This is a genomic window from Ancylobacter novellus DSM 506, assembly GCF_000092925.1.
Lineage (GTDB): Bacteria > Pseudomonadota > Alphaproteobacteria > Rhizobiales > Xanthobacteraceae > Ancylobacter > Ancylobacter novellus.
In genome coordinates, this window is sequence record NC_014217.1 from 865,420 (window position 1) to 884,821 (window position 19,402).

The following is a 19,402-nucleotide window of genomic DNA, read 5'->3' on the forward strand; positions in this document are numbered from 1 at the left end:
TAATATGAGCGTCCGCTCACATGGTGAGCATGTGACCGATCTGGAGAGCGGACAACGCCGGCGCCCATGAGTTTCGACCTCGTCATCTTCGACTGTGACGGCGTGCTGGTGGACAGCGAGATCCTCAGCTGCCGCTGCCTGAGCGAGGTCCTCGGGCGCTATGGCGTCGAGGTCGGCGTCGACGAGGTGTTCCGTCGCTTCCTCGGCCGCAGCACCGTCTCCATCGTCTCCGAGCTGCGCGCCGCCGGCCATGCCATTCCCGACGACTTCCCGCAGGTGCTCCGCCGCGACATTCGCAATGCCTTCGCCGCCGAGCTGAAGCCGATCGAGAACATCGTCGATGTCGTCCGCCGGCTGGCGCGCAAATACTGCGTCGCTTCCTCCAGCGACCTCGACCGTGTCGAGTTCTCGCTCGGCCTCACCGGCCTCGCCGAACTGTTCGACGGCCGCATCTTCACCGCCCAGATGGTGAAGCACGGCAAGCCGGCGCCGGACCTGTTCCTTCTGGCCGCCGAGCGCATGGAGGTGTCGCCGGCGCGCACGCTCGTCATCGAGGACAGCGTCAGCGGCGTGCAAGCGGCCAAGGCCGCTGGTATGACGGCGTGGGGATTCGTCGGCGGCAGCCATTATGCGGCGCGTGACGGACGTGACTTGCTCAAGCGGGCGGGGGCGGATCGGGTGTTCGAGCGGATGACCGATTTCGGGTTGGCAAGCGGCGCCGTCCGCGCGGCGGGCTGATGGCCGCCTCGGATTCCGAGCCCTCGCGCCTCGACGCCGCCGCGCGCGCGGGCTGGCTCTATTTCATCGCCGGCAACACCCAGGACGAGATCGCCCGCAAGCTCGGCGTCTCGCGTGCCACGGCGCAGCGGCTGGTCTCGCTGTGCCTGTCCGAGCGGCTGATCACCTTCCGGCTGGAGCATCCCATCGCCGCCTGCATGGAGCTGGCGGCGCGGATGAAGGACGCCTTCGGCCTCACCCATTGCGAGGTGGTGCCGACCGATCCGGCGGCGCCGCAGTCGCTGGCGGGGGTGGCCGAGCGCGCGGCGGCGTTGCTGGAATCCGTGCTCGCCGCCGACACGCCGGCCATCGTCGCCATCGGCACCGGGCGCGTGATGCGCGCGACGGTGGAGCAGGTGCGCTCCATGGACCGGCCGAACCACCAGCTGGTCTCGCTGGTCGGCAACATCTCGCCGGACGGCTCGGCGAGCTTCTTCGATTCGGTGGCGCGGCTCGCCGACATAACCAAGGCCCGGCACTACCCGATGCCGCTGCCGGTCTTCGTCTCCTCGGCGCAGGAGCGCGCGCAGCTCCTGCGCATCCACGCCGTCACCCGCATCCGCGCCATCGCCGAGAAGGCGGATCTGCGGCTGATGGGCGTCGGCCAGATCGGGCAGGGGGCGCCGCTGCATGTCGACGGCTTCATCAGCCGCGAGGAGCTGCTTGAATTGATGCGCCTCGGCGCGGTGGGCGAGCTCACCGGCTGGGCCTATGACGTCGAGGGACGCATCATCGAGGGTGGCTCGAACGAGCGCGTCACCAGCGTGCCGCATGCCATCCCCGCGAGCGCCCTCGCGGTCGGCGTCGCCATAGGCGAGGCCAAGGTGGCGGCCATCCGTGCCGCGCTCGCCGGCGGCGCGCTGAACGGCTTCATCACCGACGAGGCCACGGCCAAGGCGCTGCTGGCGCTCTGACTTTTTCAATGTCGTCGTCATCCCGAAACGGCCGCGAGGCCGTATCCGGGATCGCGTGCCGCTCTTCTTTCGCACGATCCCGGCTCTCCGCTTCGCTGCGGCCGGGATGACGATTGTCTTGTCGGGCGATGCTTTGACAGTGGTGACAGGAATTGAGGCGGGATGACGCCACTCATGTCACCACTTCATCGCGCCACCTCACCCAAGGGCGTTGACAAGCCCGCGGGTCGGTGTGAGCATATGCTCAGCATACGAAGATATGCTCAATAATTCTGGGAGGAGAGAATGAGGAAGGCCATCGGCGCCCTTGTGGGCGCGTCCGCGCTTCTTGCTGCCGCCCCGTCGCTCGCACAGACCACGCTGACCATCGCCACGGTGAACAATGGCGACATGATCCGCATGCAGGGTCTGACCAGCGACTTCACCGCCAAGAACCCCGGCATCAACGTCAAATGGGTGACGCTCGAGGAGAACGTGCTGCGCCAGCGCGTCACCACCGACATCGCCACCAAGGGCGGCCAGTTCGACGTGCTGACCATCGGCACCTACGAAGTGCCGATCTGGGCCAAGCAGAAATGGCTGCTGCCGCTCGACGACCTCGGCGCGGCCTATGACGCCAAGGACATCCTGCCGAAGATCGCCGACGCCGTGTCGGTCGGCGGCACGCTCTACGCCGCGCCGTTCTACGGCGAGAGCTCGATGATGATGTACCGCACCGACCTGTTCGAGAAGGCCGGTCTGAAGATGCCGGAGAGCCCGAGCTGGGACTTCGTCTTCGACGCCGCCCGCAAGCTCACCGACAAGTCCGCCGGCGTCTACGGCATCTGCCTGCGCGGCAAGGCCGGCTGGGGCGAGAACATGGCGTTCCTGACCGCCATGGCCAATTCCTACGGCGCCCGCTGGTTCGACGAGAAGTGGCAGCCGCAGTTCAACACGCCGGAATGGAAGGCGACGCTGACCGATTACGTCGCTATCATGAAGGAAGCCGGCCCGCCCGGCTCCTCCTCCAACGGCTTCAACGAGAACCTTGCCCTGTTCAATTCCGGCAAGTGCGCCATGTGGATCGACGCCACCGTGGCCGCCTCCTTCGTCAGCAACCCGAAGGAATCCAAGGTCGCCGACAAGGTCGGCTTCGCGCTGGCGCCGAACAAGGGCCTCGGCAAGAACGCCAACTGGCTGTGGGCCTGGAACCTCGCCATTCCCGCGGGCTCCAAGAAGGTCGACGCGGCCAAGAAGTTCATCGCCTGGGCGACATCCAAGGGCTACACCGAGCTCGTAGCCTCGAAGGAGGGCTGGGCCAACGTGCCGCCCGGCACGCGCACCTCTCTCTACCAGAACGAGGCCTACCTCTCCGCCGCGCCCTTCGCCAGGCTGACATTGGCTTCCATCGACTCGGCAGATCCGAACCATCCGACGGTGAAGCCGGTGCCCTATGTCGGCGTGCAATACGCCGCCATCCCCGAGTTCCAGGGCATCGGCACGCAGGTCGGCCAGCAATTCTCCGCCGCGCTGTCGGGCGCCACCACGGTCGACGCGGCGCTCACCGCGGCGCAGGCCTCGACCGAGCGCGAGATGAGGCGCGCCGGCTACCTCAAATAGCCGTACCCCAGGGGGAGCGGCGGGGACGCGTGACCTCCCCGCATTCCCGCCGCGAACGGGGCGCCCGCCAGTGCCCCGTCCTCAAAATCCTCCGAGGGCACCTGCCGGCCGGAGGCGGACGATGCCCGCCGCATCCGCGCCTCCTGCCGGCTCCCTTTTGCCGATCGAACGCCGGGGACGACCCATGGCAACCCAGCAGACACAGACGCTCGGCCGGCTGCTGCTCACCCCGGCCGTGGCGCTGCTCTTCGTGTGGATGATCATCCCGCTCGGGATGACGATCTACTTCTCGCTGCTCAGCTACAACTTGCTCAATCCGGGGATGGAGCGGTTCATCGGGCTGGAGAACTACGTCTACTTCCTCACCGATCCCGCCTTCCTCGCCTCGCTGCGCAACACGCTGGTGCTGGTCGGCTCGGTGCTCATCATCACCGTCGTCGTCGGCACGCTGGTGGCACTATTGCTGGATCAGGCCTTCGTCGGGCGCTCGATCGTGCGGCTGATGGTGATCGCCCCGTTCTTCGTCATGCCCACCGTGAGCGCGCTGGTCTGGAAGAACCTGCTGATGCATCCGGTGTCGGGCATGTTCGCCTGGATCATGACCTCGGTCGGGCTGGAACCGATCGACTGGTTCGCGCAGTACCCGCTCTTCTCCATCGTCCTCATCGTCGCCTGGCAGTGGACGCCCTTCGCGGCGCTGATCCTGCTCACGGCGCTGCAATCGCTCGACGAGGAGCAGCGGGAGGCGGCGCTGATGGACGGCGCCGGCGCCTTCTCGACCTTCCTCTACATCACCCTGCCGCACCTCGCCCGGCCCATCGCGGTGGTGATCCTGATCGAGACCATCTTCCTGCTCACCGTCTTCGCCGAGATCTATGTGACGACGGGCGGCGGGCCGGGCCTTCAGACCACCAACATCGCCTTCCTCATCTATTCGCAGGCGCTCATCCAATACGACGTCGGCGGCGCTTCGGCGGGCGGCCTTGTGGCGGTGGTCATCGCCAACATCCTGGCCATCTTCCTGATGCGCATCGTCGGCCGGAGCCTGGAGGTCTGATCATGGCACGCCGCGATTCCGCCTCCCGCGTCTTCGTCTCCACGCTCGCCGCCTGGGCGGTGGGCTTCCTCATCTTCTTCCCCATCCTCTGGATGGTGCTGACCAGCTTCAAGACCGAGCTGGAGGCGTTCTCGACGCCTCCCTCCTTCCTGTTCTTCCACTGGACGACGGAGAACTACGCCACCGTGCAGGAGCGCAGCGACTATGTCGCCCATGCGATGAACTCGCTGATCATCGCCGGCGGCTCGACGCTGATCGCGCTGCTTATCGCCGTGCCGGCGGCGTGGTCGATGGCCTTCGCGCCGACCAAGCGCACCAAGGACGTGCTCCTGTGGATGCTCTCCACCAAGATGCTGCCGCCGGTCGGCGTGCTCGTGCCGATCTATCTGATCTTCCGCGACTTCGGCCTGCTCGACAGCCGCACGGGGCTCATCCTCGTGCTGTGCCTCGGCAACCTGCCGATCGTGGTGTGGATGCTGTTCACCTACTTCAAGGAGATCCCCAAGGACATCCTCGAGGCCGCCCGCATGGACGGCGCCACGGTGGGCAAGGAACTGATCTACGTGCTGACGCCCATGGCGGTGCCGGGCATTGCCTCGACGCTGCTGCTCAACTTCATCCTGGCCTGGAACGAAGCGTTCTGGACGCTGAACCTCACCACCTCTGAGGCGGCGCCGCTCACCGTCTTCATCGCCTCCTATTCCAGTCCCGAGGGGCTGTTCTGGGCCAAGCTCTCGGCCGCCTCCACCCTCGCCATCGCCCCCATTCTCGTGCTCGGCTGGTTCAGCCAGCGCCAGCTCGTCCGCGGCCTGACTTTCGGCGCGGTGAAGTAGAAACGAGGCAGACCCATGGCCCGCATCACCCTCGAAGGCGTGAAGAAGTCCTTCGGATCGCACGACATCATCAAGGGCGCCGACCTCGAGATCGACGACGGCTCCTTCGTGGTCTTCGTCGGACCCTCCGGCTGCGGCAAGACCACGCTGCTGCGGCTCATCGCCGGGCTGGAGGACGTCACCGGCGGCCGCATCCTGATCGACGGCGCCGACGTCACCGACACCCCGCCGGCCAAGCGCGGCCTCTCCATGGTGTTCCAGTCCTACGCGCTCTACCCGCATATGAGCGTGCGCGGGAACATCGCCTTCGGGCTGAAGATGGCCGGCCGGCCCAAGGCCGAGATCGACGAGAAGGTCTCCCGCGCCGCCGAGATCCTCAACCTGACCTCCTATCTCGACCGCAAGCCGCGCGAATTGTCCGGCGGCCAGCGCCAGCGCGTCGCTATCGGCCGCGCCATCGTGCGCGAGCCCAAGGCGTTCCTGTTCGACGAGCCGCTGTCCAACCTCGACGCCGCGCTGCGCGTGCAGATGCGCCTCGAAGTGACGCGGCTGCAACGCCAACTCGACACCACGGCGATCTATGTCACCCACGACCAGGTGGAGGCCATGACCATGGCCGACCGCATCGTGGTGCTGAATGCCGGGCGCATCGAGCAGTACGGCACGCCGCTGGAGCTCTATGAGCGGCCGGCCAACCTCTTCGTCGCCGGCTTCATCGGCTCGCCGCGGATGAACTTCGTCGCCGGCAAGGCCGCCGAGCCCTATGGCGCCGCCACCATCGGCGTGCGCCCGGAGCATGTCGCGGCGGGCCGCGAAGGCGAGGGCTGGGCCGGCACGGTCAGCGTCGCCGAGCATCTCGGCAGCGACACCTTCCTCTATGTCGACGTGCCGGAGATCGGCGCCATCACCAGCCGCGCACCCGGCGAGTTCGGCATCTCGGTCGGCGACCGCGTGATCCTGCGCCCCGATCCCGCCCGCATCCACCGCTTCGACGCGGAGGGGAGGGCGCTCCGCGCCTGACCTTCCCGCTATTCAAGAGAGCAGAGCCATGTACCTCGAAATGTTCAATCTCTCCGGCCGCACCGCCCTCGTCACCGGCGGCGGCCGCGCCATCGGCCTCGCCTGCGTCGAGGCGCTGGCGGAAGCCGGCGCCAAGGTGATCATCGCCGATGTCGACGCCGCAATCGCCGAGGAGGGCCGCGAGGCCATGCGCGCCAAGGGCTATGATCCCGAGGTCATGCTGCTCGACGTCACCGATACGGCGCAGGTCAACGACGTTGCCGACGAGGTCATCGCCCGCCACGGCAAGATCGACATCCTCGTCAACAATGCCGGCATCGCGCGCTCGGAGACGCCGGCCGAGACGGTGACCGACGAGCACTGGCTGAACGTCATCGACGTCAACCTCAACGGCACCTTCTGGTGCTGCCGCGCCTTCGGCCGCCACATGCTGGAGGCGCGCTCCGGCTCCATCGTCAATATCGGCTCCATGTCCGGCTTCATCGTCAACAAGCCGCAGGAGCAGTGCTACTACAACGCCTCCAAGGCCGGCGTGCACCACCTCACCAAGTCGCTGGCCGCCGAATGGGGCGCGCGCGGCGTGCGGGTCAACGCGGTGGCGCCGACCTACATCAACACGCCGCTCAACGCCTTCGTGAAGTCCAACCCCGCCATGTACGAGGCCTGGATCGGCGGCACGCCGATGGCCCGGCTCGGCGAGGTGCAGGAGATCGCCTCGGTCGTGCTGTTCCTCGCCTCCGACGCCGCGAGCCTGATGACCGGCTCCATTGTCCTTGCCGATGGCGGCTATACCTGCTGGTAGTTCGGGTGGGGCAGGGCAGCCACGGGCAGGCGTGACGATGCAGCAGGCGTTTATCGGGGTGGATGTCGGCACGGCGAGCGCCCGTGCCGGCATATTCGACAAGGCTGGCCGTCTGCTGGCCACAGCGCGCCACCCGATCCGGGTGTGGCACGAGGCCGGCGACGTGGTGGAGCAGTCCTCCGCCGACATATGGGACGCCTGCGTCCACTCCGTCCGCGAGGCGATGAAGACCGCCGGCCTGCCGCCGGAGGCCATCGCCGGCCTCGGCTTCGACGCCACCTGCTCGCTGGTGGTGCTGGACCCTCAAGGCCGCCCGCTCACCGTCTCGCCCTCGGGCGATGACGCACGCAACGTCATCGTCTGGATGGATCACCGCGCCACCGGGCAGGCGCGGCGCATCAACGAGACGAAGGAAGACGTGCTGCGCTATGTCGGCGGCGTCATCTCGCCGGAGATGGAGACGCCGAAGCTGCTCTGGCTGAAGGAGAACCTGCCGGCGAGCTTCCATGGCGCCGGCTATTTCTTCGACCTCTCCGATTTCCTGTCCTTCCGCGCCACCGGCGCCACCGAGCGCTCGGTCTGCACCGTCACCTGCAAATGGACCTACCTCGCCCATGAGGGGCGCTGGAGCGACGACTATTTCCGCCGCATCGGCCTCGACGAGCTCGCCGGTGAGGGCCATGCCCGTATCGGCGAAACCATCGTCGAGCCCGGCACCGCGCTGGGGCAGGGGCTGACGGAAGTCGCGGCGCGCGAGCTTGGCCTGATGCCGGGAACCCCGGTCGGCGCCTCGCTCATCGACGCCCATGCCGGCGGCATCGGCACCATAGGCGGGCGCGGCGCGGGCGATGGCGCCGTCGATGTGCAGCGGCGCCTCGCCTACATCATGGGCACCTCCGCCTGCATCATGGCGACCACCGCCGAGCCGCGCTATCTGCCCGGCGTCTGGGGCCCCTATTTCTCCGCCATGGTGCCGGGCCTCTGGCTGAACGAGGGCGGCCAGTCCGCCGCCGGCGCCGGCATCGACCATCTGATGCGCGCCCATCCCGCCCGCGCCGAGGCCGAAGCCACGGCGAAGGAGGCCGGGCTCGGCCTGCTCGACTTCCTGGAGAAGCGCGCCGTCGCCCGGTTCGCGCAGCCGGCCGAGACCGCGCGCCTCGCCCACGATGTCCATGTGCTGCCGGAATTCCTCGGCAACCGCTCGCCCTATGCCGACCCGGATGCGCGGGCGGTGATCGCCGGGCTCGACCTCGACGACGGCATGGACAGCCTGGAGCGCCTCTTCGTCGCCAGCCTGTGCGGCCTTGCCTATGGGCTTGCCGACGTGGTCGACGTCATGCGCGCGCAGGGCATCGACTGCGAGATGATGGTGATGAGCGGCGGCGCCAGCCGCAGCGCGCTGGTGCGTCAGATCATGGCCGACACCACCGGCCTCGACGTGGCGCTGCCGGCTACCCCGGAGCCGGTCCTGCTGGGCGCGGCCATGCTCGGCGCGGTGGCGGCACGCGCCTACGGCTCGGTGCGCGAGGCGATGGGAGCGATGTCCACCATCGGCGCGCTGACCACGCCGTCCGGCCCGGCCATGGGCGCGTTCCACGCCGCCAAGCGCCGGGTCTACAAGCTGATGCAGACGCTCGACCGCGAAGGGCGGGCGCTGATGGCCGACGAACCGCGAGCCTGATCCATGCTGCTGAGCTGCGGCGACGCCCTGATCGACTTCATGCCGGCAAGCACGGCCGACGGGCGCGACGGCTACGTCACCGCGGTCGGCGGCTCCTGCCTCAACGTCGCCGTCGCCATGGCCCGGCTCGATGCGCCTTCCGGGCTGGTGGGCGGCATCTCTACCGACATGTTCGGCGCCATGATCGCCGACCATGCGCAGCGCTCGAAGGTCGATCTCGCCCACGCCGACCGCAGCGAGCACGAGACCACGCTCGCCTTCGTCCGCTTCGTCGAGGGCGAGCCGCATTACGCCTTCTACGACGACGGCACGGCGGCGCGGCGCTGGACCTATGAGCCCGGCAGCATCGATTTCTCGGCTGTCGAGGCGGTGCATGTCGGCTCGACCACGCTGATCAGCGATCCGACCTACAGCCAGACGCTGGCGCTGGTGGAGGATGCCCGCCGTACTGTCACCATCTCCTTCGATCCGAACTGCCGTCCCGCGCTGGTGCGCGACCGGGCGGACTATGCCGCGCGCATGGAGGAATTCGCCCGGCGCGCCGACATCGTGCGGCTGTCGGATGTGGACTTCGCCTATCTCCATGGCGATGCGGACGAGGATGCGAAGGCGGCGGAGCTGCTCGCCGGCAATGCCTCCCTCGTCGTGCTGACGCGCGGGGCGGAGGGCGTCACCGCCTGGCACCGTGTGGCTGGAAAGATCGAGGTGCCCGCGCCTCAGATCACGCTCGCCGACACCATCGGGGCCGGCGACAGTTTCCAGGGCGCGCTGCTGGCGGCGCTGCGCGAAACCGGCACTATCGGCCGGCCGAGGCTCGCCGCCATGAGCGCGGCGGCGCTGCGCGAGGTGCTGGGCTTCGCGGTGGCCTGCGCCGCGGTCACCTGTAGCCGCGTCGGCGCCGACCCGCCCTACCGGTCCGAGGTCGCGATCAGGCTGGGGCAGGGGGCCTGACCGGCTCGCCTCGCCGGCGGGCCGTGTTACTGTCTGGCTCGACGCAGCTTTGCGGGGAAGGACATGGACGCGGAAGACGAGGCCGCGCGCCTCTTCAATGCACCGAGCGCCCGCCGGCCGGTGCTGGAGCAGATCGTCACCGATGCAGTGGAGAGTTTCCTCTGGCGCTGCGACGACTATCCGTGGGAACGCAACGTCTGGAACGTCCACCCGGAATACGAGATCCATCTCATCCGCAACGCCTCGGGCATCGCCCTCGTCGGCGACCATATCGAGCCGTTCGAGCCCGGCTATCTCGCCATTGTCGGCTCCGGCCTGCCGCATGACTGGGTGACGGCGACGGCGCCGGGCGAGGTCATCCGCGGCCGCGACATCGTCCTGCAGTTCGATCATCAGCGGGTGCGCCACGCCGCGACATGCTTCCCCGAGCTCGCCGGCCTCGAATCCTTCCTCACGCTGGCGCTGCGCGGCCTCGCCTTCCACGGCGAGACCCGCCGGCAGGGCGCCGAGATCCTGGAAGCGATGCGCGAGGCCGGCGGCATCGAGCGCCTGACGCTGTTCCTGCGCCTGCTCGGCCTCATGGCTGCGCGGGGCGAATACAAGGTCCTCTCCTCCGCCGACTTCACGCCCGACACCGACCACGCCTCGCTCGGCTCGATCCATGTGGCGCTGACCTATATCCGCGAGAATTTCACCCGCGACGTGCACCTCAACGACGTCGCCGAATTGCTCGGCATGAGCGAGTGGACCTTCTCGCGCTTCTTCAAGAAGAACGCCGGCAGCAGCTTCACCGACTATCTGCGTACGCTGCGCGTCGCCTATGCCTGCAAGCTCTTGGCCGACACCGACATGCCGATCACCGACATCTGCTTCGAGATCGGCTACGCCAACGTCTCCAACTTCAACCGCAACTTCCTCAGCCAGCGCGGCACCACGCCGTCCTCCTACCGCCGGCTGGCCCAGCAGCGCATGACGAAACGTAAGGATGTCGCGCCCGATACTCTTGTGCGCCACGGTACGATGAAGCCGCCGATTGCTGCGACGCAACCTGCATGAAAGTACAGATTCGCTGCGTCACGAAGGCTAGACTCCGCACGCCCTGCGGACCGATGCTCTGAACATTCGATAGGCCGCCTGAACTCTTGTGCGGCCTCTCCGATGGCTCCGCGACCGCTTGAGAAAGGGCGCGGAAAGGTCGCGGCCAGGCGGCCGCATCAATCCGAGCCGACGCAGATCGGCCGTGGGAGGAAAGCATGAACAAGCTTCTGCGCACTGTCAGTGCCGCGGCGCTCTATGCCGTTGCAACCTTCGCCCTGCCGATGCCGAGCGAGGCCGCCGAGTGGGATATCGCCAAGGCGGCCGCGCCCTATAAGGGCACCGAGCTCAACGTCGTCTTCCTCGACCGTCCGGGCTACCGCGCCATCATCAAGCTGCTGCCGGAGTTCGAGAAGGCGACCGGCATCAAGGTCAATTACGAGATCGTCCCCTACGAGAACACCCGCGAGCGCGAGGTGCTGAACTTCAGCGGGCAGGGCGACCTCTCCATCGCGCTGGTCGACCTCGTCTGGATCGGCGAATTCGCCGAGAACGGCTGGATTCTGCCGGTCGACAAGTTCGCGAACGACGCCTCGATCACCGACCCGAACCTCAACCTGAAGGGCTTCTTCCCGCTGTTGCTCGACGCGTTCGGCACCTGGGGCGGCACGGTCTACGGCCTGCCCTTCGACAACTACTCGGGCCTGCTGTTCTACAACCAGTGCATGCTCAAGGACGCCGGCTTCGACAAGCCGCCGGCGACCTGGAAGGAACTGCTTGAGGTCTACGCGCCCAAGCTGACCGACAAGGACAAGAAGCAGTACGCCTTCGCCCTGCAGTCGCTGCGCGGCGAGACCCAGTCGGCGGACAGCTTCATGCGCAGCCTCTGGCCGCATGGCGGCTCGCTGCTCGACAAGGACTTCAAGTCGAACCTGCTGTCGAAGGAAAGCCAGGCCGGCCTGCAGTACCGCCAGAAGCTGATGGAATACATGCCGCCCGGCATCGTCAGCTGGGACCATGCGGAGGCGGTGAACGCGCTGGCGCAGGGCCAGGTGGCGATGATCACCGAGTGGTCGGCCTTCTATCCCACGCTGACCGACCCCAAGACCTCCAAGCTCGGCGATTGCCTCGCCGTGGCGCCGGAGCCCGCCGGCGAGGCCGGCCGCCTGCCCGCGCTCGGCGGCTTCTCGCTGGCGGTGGCGGCGCAGGCGCCGGAGGAGGAGCAGAAGGCCGCCTGGATCTTCATCCAGTGGGCGACCTCCGAGGCCATCGCCCGCGCCTATGTCGACGCCGGCGGCGTGTCCGGGCGCATGAAGGTCTATGAGGACCCGCAGGTAAAGGCGACCTACAAGTTCGTCGAGCCGATGGTCGCCTCCTGGCAGAAGGGCGTGCCGGAATATCGCCCGCGCTTCCCGGCCTGGCCGGCCGTCTCCGAGGTCATCGCCGAGTTCGGCACCAAGATGATGCTCGGCGAGGTGACGGTGGAGGGCGGCTCCAAGGAGATCGGCAACCGCATGGAGGCCATCCTCAAGCAGGAAGGCTACTACGACGGCAAGAAGAAGCTGCTGCAGTAGACCCTTTCGTTCAACTTCCGACCCGGCCTGACTGCAGGCCGGGTCGCAGTCCCGGCGAAGAACCGGACACCCTCATCCTGAGGTGCGAGCGCCAGCGAGCCTCGAAGGATGCTGGAGCAGCGCATGGCTCCTGGACGAGCATCCTTCGAGGCCCGGCGCCGCCGGGCACCTCAGGATGAGGTCCCTCGAACCTGAACGCGAACAGATGACCGCACCCGCCACCCGCCGACGCCTCGCCTATGGCCGCTGGACGCCGTTCTGGTTCCTGGCGCCGGCGGTGCTTGCGCTGTTCCTGATCGGCATCTGGCCGACGCTCTTCGCGCTCGTCACCTCGCTGCGGCGCTACAATATCACCCGCCCGCGCGACGGCTTTCCCTTCATCGGCCTCGACAATTACGTGCAGGTGCTGACCGATCCCACCTTCTGGGACACGCTGGGGCGCACCGCCGGCTTCTTCCTCGTCGTCATGCCGATCCAGGTCGCGCTCGGCCTCGCCATCGCGCTGATGCTGCACCGGCCGGGCCTCGGCCTGCTGCGCAGCGTGGCGCGGGTGTCGCTGGTGGTGCCGCTCGCCACCACCTATGCGGTGGTCGGCCTGCTCGGCCGGCTCATCTTCAACCGCGATTTCGGCGTCGCCAATGCGCTGATCGGCGTGTTCGGCTTCCCGCCCATCGACTGGCTCGGCAATCCCACCGGGGCCTTCGTCGCCATCTGCGTCATGGATATCTGGCAGTGGACGCCGTTCTGCGCGCTCATCTTCCTGTCCGGCCTCTCCATGGTGCCGGTCGATATCGAGGAGGCGGCGCGGCTGGAGACGCCCAGCAAATGGGCGCTGTTCTGGCAGGTGCAGCGGCCCTATCTGCTGCCCGGCTTCACCGCCATGCTGATCCTGCGCTCGGCCGACGTGCTCAAGCTGTTCGACATGGTCTTCACCATGACCCGCGGCGGCCCCGGCGCCGCGACCGAGCTGATCTCGATCTACATCCAGCGCGTCGGCTTCCGCGTGTTCGACATGGGGCTGGCCTCGGCGCAGGCGCTGCTGCTGCTGGTCATCACCGTCGTGCTGGCGCGGGTCTATATCCGCTTCTTCTACCGGGAGATCGAGGCATGAACCCCCGTTCCCGTGGCCGGATCCTGCACGCGCTCGGCCTGATCGCGGTGCTGGTCTTCACCATCTTCCCGTTCTTCTGGATGGTCTCCTCATCCTTCAAGACGCAGGCGGACCTGCTCGCCTCGCCGCCGGTCTGGCTGTTCCGGCCGACGCTGGCCAACTATGCCGACGTCTTCGCCGACCAGAAGGTGATCGACGCCGTCGTCAATTCGCTGATCGTGGCGCTGGGCAGCACCGGGCTCTCCGTCATCCTCGGCACGCCCGCCGCCTTCGCGCTTGCCCGCTACGAGTTCCGCGGCAAGAGCGATTTGTGGTTCTGGTTCATCTCCAACCGCTTCATCAGCCCGATCGTGCTGGCGCTGCCGATCTACCTGCTGGCGCTGCAATTGCGCATCCTCGACACGCATCTCGTGCTGATCCTGGTCTACGTCACCTTCATCCTGCCGATCGTGATCTGGATCTCGACCGACCAGTTCCGCTCCATCCCGCGCGAGCTGGAGGAGGCGGCGCGGCTGGAAGGGGCGAGCCAGTTCGACATCTTCCGCCGCATCTACCTGCCGCTCGGCCTGCCGGGCATCGCGGTGTCGGCGATATTCGGCTTCATCTTCTCCTGGAACGAGCTGCTCTACGCCCTCGTGCTGACGCGCCGCGCCGTGCAGACCGCGCCCGTCGTCGCGACCAGCTTCATGTCCGGCTACGAGCTGCCCTGGGGAAAGATCATGGCGACCGGCACGGTGATCGTGCTGCCGGTCACCATCTTCGCGCTGCTGGTCTCGCGTCACATGGTGCGCGGGCTGACCATGGGCGCCACCAAATGAGTGCCGCAGCAAGGCGGCCCGGCGGGGAGGCCGGGGAGCGATGAGCTATCTGAAACTGGAAGGCGTCGAGAAGAGCTACGGCGCCGCCCGCATCATCCGCGGCGTCGACATCGCCGCCGAGAAGGGCGAGTTCGTCGTCTTCGTCGGCCCGTCCGGCTGCGGCAAGTCCACGCTGCTCCGCATGGTCGCCGGGCTGGAGGAGGTCTCGGGCGGCGAGATCTTCATCGAGGGCGCCCGCGTCACCGACCTCGAGCCGGCCCAGCGCAAGGTCTCGATGGTGTTCCAGTCCTATGCGCTGTTCCCGCATATGAGCGTGCGCGACAACATCGCCTTCGGGCTGAAGATGTCGAAGGTGCCGCAGGCCGAGATCGACCGGCAGGTCGCCGAGGCAGCGCGCATCCTGCGCATGGAGGACCTGCTCGACCGCAAGCCGCGCCAGCTTTCCGGCGGCCAGCGCCAGCGCGTCGCCATCGGCCGCGCCATCGTGCGGCACCCCAAGCTGTTCCTGTTCGACGAGCCTCTGTCCAACCTCGATGCCGAGCTGCGGGCGCAGATGCGCGTCGAGATCGCCCGGCTGCACCGCAATCTCGGGGTGACGATGATCTACGTCACCCACGACCAGGTGGAGGCGATGACGCTGGCCGACCGCATCGTCGTGCTGCGCGCCGGGCAGGTGGAACAGATCGGCTCGCCCAAGGACCTCTACGAGCGGCCGGCCAACACCTTCGTCGCCGGTTTCATCGGCTCGCCGAAGATGAACTTCCTCTCCGCCACGGTCACAAGCCGCGACGGCGACCGGGTGGAACTGGCGCACCCCTCGCTGGCGGCGCCGCTCAGCGTCACCCGGCGCGGCGGGAACGGTGCCGAGCCGGCGCCGGGGGACACCGTCACGCTCGGCCTGCGCCCGGAGCATCTCGGGCTGGAGGCCGGCGACAGCCGCATCGAGCTCACCGCCGACCTCGCCGAGAGCCTGGGCGGCGCGACGCTGATCTACGGCCAGACCGCCGCCGGCGAGAGCGTGACGCTGCAGACGCCGGGCTGGCGCTCGCTCGACAAGTCCGAGCGCTTCGCCGCACGCTTCGACGCGGCGCAGGCCTATGTCTTCGACAAGGACGGGCGGGCCTTCTGATGGGCACGGCAAAGCGGTTCGAGGGCAGGAGCGTGCTGGTCACCGGCGCCGGCAAGGGCATCGGCCGGGCGACGGTGAAGCTGCTCGCCGAGGAAGGCGCCGAGGTGGTGGCGCTCAGCCGCTCACAGGCCGACCTCGACGCGCTCAGCTCCGAGTTCGGCTGCCGCACCCTCGCCGTCGATCTTGCCGATGCGGGGGCCACCCGCGCGGCAGCGTGCGAGGCCCAGCCGGTCGACCTCCTCGTCAACTGCGCCGGCATCGCCGAGCTGGCGCCTTTCGTCGACGCCAGCGTCGAGGCCTTCGACCTGACCATGGCGGTGAACTGCCGCGCGCCTTTCATACTGTCGCAGGAATATGCCCGCGCGCGGATCGCCGTCGGGCAGGGCGGCGCCATCGTCAACGTGTCGAGCATCTCCTCCTTCATCGGTTTCGCCGACCACGCCGCCTATTGCGCCTCCAAGGGTGCGCTCGATGGGCTGACGCGCGTGATGGCGAACGAGCTCGGCCGCCACGGCATCCGCGTCAACGGCGTGCATCCGGTGGTTACCCTCACCCCCATGGCGGTGAAGGCGTGGAGCGATCCGGCGAAGTCCGGCCCCATGCTCTCCCGCATCCCGCTGCAACGCTTCGTCGAGCCGGAGGAGGTGGCGGCGGTGATCGCCTTCCTGCTCTCCGACGAGGCGGCGATGGTCAACGGCATCGACATGCCGGTCGACGGTGGGTTCCTGATCAACTAGCCGGCGCGCCCTCGGGCGCGCGCCGGGCATGTAAGGAGACGACGATGAAAGCCCTGGTTCTCGAAAGGCAGCACGAGCTGAAGCTGCGCGACATCGACCTGCCGCTCGAGGTCGGCCCGGCCGACGTGAAGATCAAGATGCACACGGTCGGCGTCTGCGGTAGCGACGTGCATTATTACACCCATGGCCGCATCGGTCCCTTCATCGTCAAGGCGCCGATGGTGCTCGGCCACGAGGCCGCCGGCACGGTGGTCGAGGTCGGCGCGAAGGTGACGAACCTCAAGGTCGGCGACCGCGTCTGCATGGAGCCGGGCATCCCGGACCTCGCCTCCAAGGCCTCCAAGATCGGCCTCTACAATGTCGACCCCAGCTTGACTTTCTGGGCGACGCCGCCGGACCATGGTTGCCTGACGCCTTACGTCGTCCATCCGGCCGCCTTCACCTTCAAGCTGCCGGACAACGTCTCCTTCTCCGAGGCGGCGATGGTCGAGCCCTTCGCCGTCGGCGTGCAGGCGGCGGTGAAGGCCGAGATCAAGCCGGGCGACGTCGGCGTCGTCACCGGCGCCGGGCCGATCGGCATCATGGTGGCGCTGGCCGCGCTGCTGGGCGGCTGCTCCAAGGTCTACATCACCGATCTCGTGCCGGAGAAGCTGGCCATCGCCGGACGCTATGCCAACATCGTGCCGGTGAACGTGCGCGAGACCTCGCTGGCCGACGTCGTGCTGAAGGACACCGAGGGCTGGGGCGCCGACCTCGTCTTCGAGGCGAGCGGCTCGCCCAAAGCCTATGAGGGCATCACCGAGGTGATCCGCCCCGGCGGTAAGCTGGTGGTGATCGGCATGCCGGTGGAGCCAGTGGCGCTCGACATGTCGCTCTTCGCCGCCAAGGAGATCCGTATCGAGACCGTGTTCCGCTATGCCAACGTTTTCGACCGCGCGCTGAACATGATCGCCTCCGGCAAGGTCGACCTGAAGCCGCTGGTCACCGGCACCTACAGCTTCGACGACAGCATCGTCGCCTTCGAGCGGGCGGAGGAGGCGCATCCGACCGACGTGAAGCTTCAGATCCTGTTCTGATCGGGCGGCCTGCGCGGCGGGCGGCAGGCAGCCTTGCGCGAACAGGCCTTGCCGCCGGCGCGCGCGTCGTCGATATGAAGACGATGAGCCCGCTGTCTCCGCACCGATTTTCCGTCGCGCCGATGATGGATGGCGCAGATTTATCTTATTCTTCAGTTACTTAGTCGATATGCGTGTGCAATTTCTGTGCACAAAGGGCTTACTTCGCCGCGCTTTTCTTCTGTGCTCTGTACCTATCCCAAGCACCCTGAAAGAGCACGAAGCGCGCTGGCACCCCACGATGGCTGCTCACCGCATCGGGCCATCGTGACAGTACAGATCATAGAGTGGAAATCGCTGTTGTCGGAAGAAAACAGGAATCATGGGCTCGGCGCGGCGCCTGTGGTTGCGGAGCGGCAGGGGGTTATCTGAGGGTATCTGAGCTTCACGGATCGGCCCGAACTTGCGAGCATGTCGAGTCAGGTGGTGCCCGCGGCGCTCACCTGATGGGCGAGGTCTAGATCAGAACGCACAGCGAGCGCGATACGCCGCTTGCCGTGCATATCGTCGAACGTCCGCAGTTCGAGGATGGAGCTTGATGCACTATCTCCGACAGCATCGAGATCGGGCAGCGTGATGTGATGGGAGCGTCCATCCAAGCCATCGACGATGGCATAGGAGCCGTAGAACTCGTCATCGAGGCGGCGCTCGACCAGCCGGCTGATGACAGGCATGTCGAGACTGTTGCGGTCGGCATTAGCTTGCTGTCACGTGCTCTGTCCCCCGCAGTCAGGGCCCGGTGCATGTGCTTGATGATGTCGCCGCCCTCACCGAGTTCGCGCAGGGTGGCTTCAGCTGCCGGCTCCATCGCCCATTGCGCGTTGCCGATCTCGCTGGCAAGCCAAGCGCCTTGAGCTTTCTCAGACGTCCGATCTTCAGCGCATGATGCTCATCCGGCGGCCGACCGGGGATCGAGTTAGGGTTGAGCTCGGTGCAACGCGCGGCTTCGATCTGACGTCTCCCGTCGGGGTGACCCCTGCACGCGACGGTCGGTGATGCTGCCCGAGCCAGCCCAGCGCCGCGTGAGTACGATGGTTCTGCGGCTGGTGCGAAGGCTAGCGAACTGTCCGCTGCCGAAGCGTGAGCGATTGCCGGAGACGATCTTGCCGGGGCGAGAAACCCCGCCGCCGGCCTTTCGAGCCGAGGCGAGGGCCTGCGCGATGAAGAGACGTGCCTGCTCGGCACGGGCCGAGCGGATGCGGCCGGGATGGACGCGGAACTCGCGTTCATCGCTCGTGGTGAAGCCTCGGAATGTGTAGAAGTTTGTTGATTTACGGCCATCTAAGGGACGCGTGCAACTTGTGGTTCGGCTCCGCAAGGTGCCTAGGCCGCAGAAAACACATGGAGAAACAACGTCCCGACCGCCGCGCAATGTGCGTCCTTTTATCCTGCCCTCGTGCGGTCGTGGTCGCTGTGCTGCACCTCCTTGCCCTCCATGTGGCGCCAGAGCCCGACAGCGTGCGAAAGCCGGTCTTAATGGTCGTACCGCCTTGACGATGACAAAAGTGAAATGAAAAGCACGCCCGATGGCGGCGCGAGGAGCGCGGCATTGGCTGAATTGCTACGCTCGGGCTGCGCGACTAACAGCGGCGCCTTGCGCCATTTTTTCGCGATTAAGAACACCGTTCCGGTGATAGCCGCGTCAAAATCATTGTCGATGATCGGCGCCAGAGCCGCGAGGTAGTTGCGTATCTTCGGCGGCAAAGGCTCGCCGACAAGCTACGCCTCATAGCGCGCTGGCCGTTATTATAGGCCACGAGCAGTGCGCATATGCTGTCATAGCGGTCATAAAGTTGCCGCAGGTAAGCCGCGCCGACGCGGATGTTATCGCGCGGGTTGACCGCATCAGCGCGAGGCCGTGACGGATGCGAACCTATCGCACAGTCGGGCGAGGCGGCCCGCGGATTGCCGCCCCTCTCACCTCGAAGGGCCGCACGGATCCAGCCGCCAGGAAGCTCGAAGCGCTGCGCAGCTTTGTCAATGTAACGGGCGTCGAACGCAACGGAATACGCCACAGTGGGCGTCTTAGTCGGCGCGGTGGCACAGCCGGGCGACGCGCCGCTGATCGATAGTCCGGTTGCGAGGAAGAGCCCAGAGCGATCCATGTCAGCGCACCGCCGCGCGCCGGACGAGGTCGCCGTCATCGGCCTCGTCCGTGTTCAAAGGACCATGTTTCGGATCGACGGGCGCGTCTGATCCAGGGGCAAAAAATGCGGCTTCTGAGCTGTCACGCCGGCAAGGGAAACGCC

General features: G+C 67.1%; 19 protein-coding genes and 1 pseudogene. 16 read left to right on the forward strand and 4 right to left on the reverse strand.

Annotated features, from left to right (window positions below):
- Nucleotides 1–66 precede the first annotated feature (66 nt).
- The 16 genes from SNOV_RS04155 to SNOV_RS04230 all read left to right on the forward strand — a co-directional run bounded on the left by SNOV_RS04155 (nt 67) and on the right by SNOV_RS04230 (nt 17,114).
- The gene (locus SNOV_RS04155) at nt 67–738 is read left to right on the forward strand and encodes an HAD family hydrolase (protein WP_013165661.1); all 672 of its coding nucleotides are present in this window, start codon (nt 67–69) and stop codon (nt 736–738) included.
- Nucleotides 738–1,691 carry a sugar-binding transcriptional regulator gene (locus SNOV_RS04160; protein WP_013165662.1) on the forward strand — a complete coding sequence of 318 codons (954 nt, stop codon included), beginning with the start codon at nt 738–740 and terminating at the stop codon, nt 1,689–1,691. The genes SNOV_RS04155 and SNOV_RS04160 overlap by 1 nt, the downstream gene beginning before the upstream one ends.
- 285 nt (nt 1,692–1,976) lie before the next feature.
- Nucleotides 1,977–3,290: an ABC transporter substrate-binding protein gene (locus SNOV_RS04165; protein WP_013165663.1), complete on the forward strand. Its 1,314-nt coding sequence runs from the start codon at nt 1,977–1,979 to the stop codon at nt 3,288–3,290.
- Between the two features lie 184 nt (nt 3,291–3,474).
- Nucleotides 3,475–4,347, forward strand: coding sequence for a carbohydrate ABC transporter permease (locus SNOV_RS04170; protein ID WP_013165665.1), 873 nt, complete (start codon nt 3,475–3,477; stop codon nt 4,345–4,347).
- 2 nt (nt 4,348–4,349) lie between these two features.
- Nucleotides 4,350–5,180 (forward strand): carbohydrate ABC transporter permease, encoded by an 831-nt coding sequence (locus SNOV_RS04175; protein ID WP_013165666.1) that lies wholly within the window; start codon nt 4,350–4,352, stop codon nt 5,178–5,180.
- 15 nt (nt 5,181–5,195) lie between these two features.
- Nucleotides 5,196–6,200: an ABC transporter ATP-binding protein gene (locus SNOV_RS04180; protein WP_013165667.1), complete on the forward strand. Its 1,005-nt coding sequence runs from the start codon at nt 5,196–5,198 to the stop codon at nt 6,198–6,200.
- A gap of 28 nt (nt 6,201–6,228) precedes the next feature.
- A complete protein-coding gene (locus tag SNOV_RS04185; RefSeq protein ID WP_013165668.1) occupies nt 6,229–7,002 on the forward strand; it encodes an SDR family NAD(P)-dependent oxidoreductase in 774 nt (257 codons plus the stop codon).
- A gap of 37 nt (nt 7,003–7,039) precedes the next feature.
- A complete protein-coding gene (locus SNOV_RS04190; RefSeq protein ID WP_013165669.1) occupies nt 7,040–8,683 on the forward strand; it encodes an FGGY-family carbohydrate kinase in 1,644 nt (547 codons plus the stop codon).
- A gap of 3 nt (nt 8,684–8,686) precedes the next feature.
- Nucleotides 8,687–9,634, forward strand: a complete 948-nt coding sequence (locus tag SNOV_RS04195; RefSeq protein ID WP_013165670.1) for a carbohydrate kinase family protein — start codon at nt 8,687–8,689, stop codon at nt 9,632–9,634.
- A gap of 63 nt (nt 9,635–9,697) precedes the next feature.
- On the forward strand, nt 9,698–10,690 hold the full coding sequence (locus tag SNOV_RS04200; RefSeq protein ID WP_013165671.1) for an AraC family transcriptional regulator: 993 nt from the start codon (nt 9,698–9,700) through the stop codon (nt 10,688–10,690).
- A 197-nt stretch (nt 10,691–10,887) separates the two neighbouring features.
- A complete protein-coding gene (locus SNOV_RS04205; protein WP_013165672.1) occupies nt 10,888–12,243 on the forward strand; it encodes an ABC transporter substrate-binding protein in 1,356 nt (451 codons plus the stop codon).
- A 205-nt stretch (nt 12,244–12,448) separates the two neighbouring features.
- Nucleotides 12,449–13,354, forward strand: a complete 906-nt coding sequence (locus tag SNOV_RS04210; protein ID WP_013165673.1) for a carbohydrate ABC transporter permease — start codon at nt 12,449–12,451, stop codon at nt 13,352–13,354.
- The gene (locus SNOV_RS04215) at nt 13,351–14,172 is read left to right on the forward strand and encodes a carbohydrate ABC transporter permease (protein WP_013165674.1); all 822 of its coding nucleotides are present in this window, start codon (nt 13,351–13,353) and stop codon (nt 14,170–14,172) included. Before SNOV_RS04210 ends, SNOV_RS04215 begins: the two co-directional genes overlap by 4 nt.
- A gap of 40 nt (nt 14,173–14,212) precedes the next feature.
- Nucleotides 14,213–15,301 (forward strand): ABC transporter ATP-binding protein, encoded by a 1,089-nt coding sequence (locus SNOV_RS04220; RefSeq protein WP_013165675.1) that lies wholly within the window; start codon nt 14,213–14,215, stop codon nt 15,299–15,301.
- Nucleotides 15,301–16,038: an SDR family oxidoreductase gene (locus SNOV_RS04225; protein ID WP_013165676.1), complete on the forward strand. Its 738-nt coding sequence runs from the start codon at nt 15,301–15,303 to the stop codon at nt 16,036–16,038. Before SNOV_RS04220 ends, SNOV_RS04225 begins: the two co-directional genes overlap by 1 nt.
- 44 nt (nt 16,039–16,082) lie before the next feature.
- Nucleotides 16,083–17,114: an NAD(P)-dependent alcohol dehydrogenase gene (locus SNOV_RS04230; protein WP_013165677.1), complete on the forward strand. Its 1,032-nt coding sequence runs from the start codon at nt 16,083–16,085 to the stop codon at nt 17,112–17,114.
- 458 nt (nt 17,115–17,572) lie between these two features.
- Here the strand turns inward: SNOV_RS04230 and SNOV_RS24305 are convergent, their stop codons facing one another.
- The 4 genes and pseudogenes from SNOV_RS24305 to SNOV_RS24360 form a co-directional block, all read right to left on the reverse strand.
- A complete protein-coding gene (locus tag SNOV_RS24305; protein WP_041781983.1) occupies nt 17,573–17,827 on the reverse strand; it encodes a hypothetical protein in 255 nt (84 codons plus the stop codon).
- An 80-nt stretch (nt 17,828–17,907) separates the two neighbouring features.
- Nucleotides 17,908–17,961, reverse strand: a pseudogene (locus tag SNOV_RS24355) (hypothetical protein); the annotation flags it as partial.
- A 665-nt stretch (nt 17,962–18,626) separates the two neighbouring features.
- Nucleotides 18,627–18,857, reverse strand: a complete 231-nt coding sequence (locus SNOV_RS23735; RefSeq protein ID WP_187291173.1) for a hypothetical protein — start codon at nt 18,855–18,857, stop codon at nt 18,627–18,629.
- The gene (locus tag SNOV_RS24360; protein WP_081440935.1) at nt 18,767–19,297 is read right to left on the reverse strand and encodes a transglycosylase SLT domain-containing protein; all 531 of its coding nucleotides are present in this window, start codon (nt 19,295–19,297) and stop codon (nt 18,767–18,769) included. Before SNOV_RS24360 ends, SNOV_RS23735 begins: the two co-directional genes overlap by 91 nt.
- Nucleotides 19,298–19,402 lie beyond the last annotated feature (105 nt).